2 protein-coding genes are annotated in these 3,598 nt (G+C 35.2%); one reads left to right on the top strand and one right to left on the bottom strand.

Translation table 11 applies throughout. The annotated features are described in order from the left end of the window. Positions 1-151: 151 nt before the first annotated feature. Complete coding sequence (fsa, locus tag IHO40_RS00705) at positions 152-796, top strand: fructose-6-phosphate aldolase (protein ID WP_225536283.1); 645 nt, start codon at positions 152-154, stop codon at positions 794-796. A 392-nt stretch (positions 797-1,188) separates the two neighbouring features. Here fsa and fumC read toward each other — a convergent pair whose 3' ends face one another. Continuing rightward, positions 1,189-2,580 carry a class II fumarate hydratase gene (gene fumC / locus IHO40_RS00700; RefSeq protein WP_225536282.1) on the bottom strand — a complete coding sequence of 464 codons (1,392 nt, stop codon included), beginning with the start codon at positions 2,578-2,580 and terminating at the stop codon, positions 1,189-1,191. Between the last annotated feature and the right edge of the window lie 1,018 nt (positions 2,581-3,598).

Here is a 3,598-nt window from a genome sequence, read left to right as displayed (position 1 = left end):
AATAATTGTAGCATTATGACGAACCAAGTTCAGATTTTTGATCATGCAATTCATGATGGTGAATCTTTTAGGAGCAAAAGGATAAACATGCAGTTGGATTATCTCGTTCAGTAAGTTTTTATCGTACATTGTTTGTTAATGGGGGAGTAGTATGGAAATTTTTCTTGATAGCGTTGATTTAAATGAAATTAAAGAACTAAAAGAGTTCATTGACGGCATAACAACCAATCCTTCTTTGATAGCAAAATCTGGGCGTAAAGATAAATATGAAGATTTAATAAGTGAGATATGTTCTATTATAGAAGGGCCTGTTAGTGTGGAAGTTGTTGCGGATAACCATGAAGATATGATTAGAGAAGGTCTTAAGTTAGCGAAAATCGCTAACAATATCGTAATCAAACTGCCCCTTACACATGAAGGATTGATCTCTTGTAAAAAGTTGTGGACAGAACATAAAATACCTGTTAACATTACATTATGTTTTTCTCCTGGACAAGCACTGCTTACCGCTAAGGCCGGTGCTTGTTTTATTTCTCCTTTTGTTGGTCGCCTTGATGATATAAGCTATGATGGCTTGTCGTTAATAAAAGATATATGTACTATATATTCTAATTACAGCTTTGATACCAAAGTTCTCGTTGCATCGGTAAGAAGTCCAACACATGTAGTAGAAGCTGCAAGGCTTGGTGCTGATTCAATTACTATGCCGGCGAAAATACTTAGACAATTACTTAACCATCCACTTACTGACCAGGGGCTTGTAATATTTGAACAAGATTGGAATGCAAAACAATAAACGGTTACAGAAACGGGAAAACTTGAAGAGTGGAAACAAGTTTTGGCGCTAAATCAGAAAGCAGGTTGTTCAAGAGATCTATTGATCGGTTTTTCTTCTTTCATTATTAATAGATTTATAACGCAATTGAACTTAAATGTTCAATATGAAAAGCTTTGCACTTACTTTACTATTAGCTTCGTTTCCACTCTCAGCATCGTTTATAAGTACTGAGGGCATCAAAGAAAACTGCGATTACGAATATTACTCTAAATTGGATTATAGCTCTGCAGATGAGCTGTGCACTATAAAGCGAAAATTACAGATATGGTGAGAGATTAAAAATGTTGGCAGACGAGAGAATAAAGGAGATAGAGGAAACTGCTTTAAACATTGGTAATAAAACTAGTAATTTATAAATTCACCATTTCTTCTGGTTTCACTATTCTTTCAAACTCTTCTTCAGTGAGTAGCTCAAGCTTCACTGCCGCTTTTTTTAGGGTGATGTTTTCTTTATAAGCAAGTTTGGCTATTTTTGCTGCATTGTCATATCCTATATGCGTATTTAATATAGTGACTAACATTAATGACTGATTCAGCAGATCTTTTATCCTCTTTTCATTTGCCTTAATGCCAATCACACATTTTTCTGTGAAATTTAAACTTGCATCAGCTAAAAGTCTTATAGACTGTAAAGCATTGTAAATTATTACTGGCTTAAACACGTTTAGTTCAAAATGGCCGTTTGAACCGCTAATGGTTACAGTAACATGATTTCCCATAACTTGAGCACATACCATAGTTACTGCCTCACATTGAGTTGGATTCACTTTACCTGGCATAATTGAAGAACCTGGCTCATTTTCTGGCAATATTATTTCTCCAATTCCGCACCTTGGACCAGAACCAAGCAACCTTATATCATTTGCAATTTTCATTAAACTGACCGCTACTGTATTGAGTGCTCCACTTAGTTCAACCAGAGCATCATTTGCTGCTAATGCTTCAAATTTATTTTTTGCTGAAATAAATGGAAGATTGGTAATTTCTGCCACTTCTTTAGCAAAATCTTCAGCAAAGCCTTTTTTAGTATTGAGTCCAGTGCCAACCGCGGTACCACCTTGTGCAAGCTCATACACATTGTTCAGAGCTGATTTTACTCTTTCTATTCCCTTTTTAATTTGAACTGCATAGCCAGAAAATTCCTGTCCCAGTGTCAGAGGCGTTGCGTCTTGCAGATGAGTACGCCCTACTTTTATTATATTTTTAAATTCCTGAACCTTATCATTCAGTGCCTTATATAGCACTTCAAGACTTGGAATGAGAGAACAATTTATCTGCTTTGCTGCTGCTATGTGCATTGCTGTTGGAAAAGCGTCATTTGATGACTGGCCAAAATTTACATGGTCGTTTGGGTGTACTGGAGACTTGCTGCCCAAATCACCGCTCAAAATTTCTGTTGCGCGATTGCTGATCACTTCATTCATGTTCATGTTGAGTTGAGTTCCAGATCCAGTTTGCCATACAATAAGTGGGAATTCGTCGTTAAATTTGCCGTCTATTATCTCCTGTGCAGTTGTGCAGATCGCACTTCCTACTTTTTCATCTACGGCGCTATGCTTCATATTCACACGTGCTGCTGCAAGTTTTACTATTGCTAACGCTTCAATTATAGGCTCTGGCATCTTTTCTATTCCAATTTTAAAATTTTCCAAAGAACGCTGTGTTTGCGCTCCCCAATAATGTTCACTTGGTACTTTTACTTCCCCTAAGCTATCTGATTCTATTCTAGTTTTTTTATCCATAGTTTTTCTCCTTGATGTCATACAAATAGCTGACACTGAAATCTAATTTCACTACATAAATTTTTCATGTTAATATCTCCACTTCTTGGTTAATTAAATCATACCGTATTGTATCTTAAACTGCAACTAACCTTTAGCTATAAACATTTAAGGAATTTACTAAGTGGGAAAAAGGTAAAAAAACCTGTTAGCTAGTTATTCACTATCTATCTTTTTAATTGGCGTTTTTACTGTCTTAAGCACTTTAACAAGCGTATTTTAGCTTATATTAGGTAAAAACCTTGAAAGTTTAATAAAGACATGAGATGCACATAGTGCAAAAAATTAAACATAAGAAGCCAAGTACATTGAGTTTTTTTGTTGCTTAACCTGTACGAACTGAAGATAAATACTATTTTTGGTAGTATAATATTAGAAGAACTTGTCAAGTAGTTTTTTTTCTATTGAATCCAACGCGCTACTAAAAACTATGCAAAATGAAAGTTTTTTTAATCATCGGTAAACTTCAATCATTTTGGCTATAACTACATGGTGGGCAAAAATTCTTTGATTGTCTGAAATAAAATTTTCAATGAATGGCTGTCAGACATGTTATTCTCCGCTAATTTTGTCAAGTGCGCACCTCAACATCGGTTGATTTGACCTTTTCAGCTAAATTTAGTGAGGTTTGGTAAGGAACATCTTTATCGTTAATGCTATGCAATAAGCGTACAGGAGAGTTTATGTCTGTTGTTTCCTTTATTTAAAAGAAGATTCTCCTGCCGTCTTCTATCAAATTCTTGGTTATTTTGTATGCACAACGCCCTGAAGTAAAGTCCACTATGTCTTTAGAATCTAGTTCTTCTTTTTGCTTACCTGATAACTATTTGAATATTAAATCCTCAGTGAAGTCAGGAGCAGGTAATACACCAATCAATGCTGTAATTCTTTCTGGAAATTGAAGAGCAGTGAACAACATTAGTTACCCTCCCATACTTGAAGCCTATAATTATCTGTTTGTTGCTAGTTAGTTCGTTGA

This window comes from Wolbachia endosymbiont of Mansonella ozzardi (genome assembly GCF_020278625.1).
Taxonomy (GTDB): domain Bacteria; phylum Pseudomonadota; class Alphaproteobacteria; order Rickettsiales; family Anaplasmataceae; genus Wolbachia.
The sequence above is the reverse complement of the archived record's forward strand: the minus strand, read 5'-3'. Positions and strand labels throughout refer to the sequence as shown.

Bases quoted from the DNA above. Each gene is read 5' to 3' on its own strand.
- fsa (WP_225536283.1), top strand. From the start codon at position 152: ATGGAAATTTTTCTTGATAGCGTTGATTTAAATGAAATTAAAGAACTA.
- fumC (WP_225536282.1), bottom strand. From the start codon at position 2,580: ATGGATAAAAAAACTAGAATAGAATCAGATAGCTTAGGGGAAGTAAAA.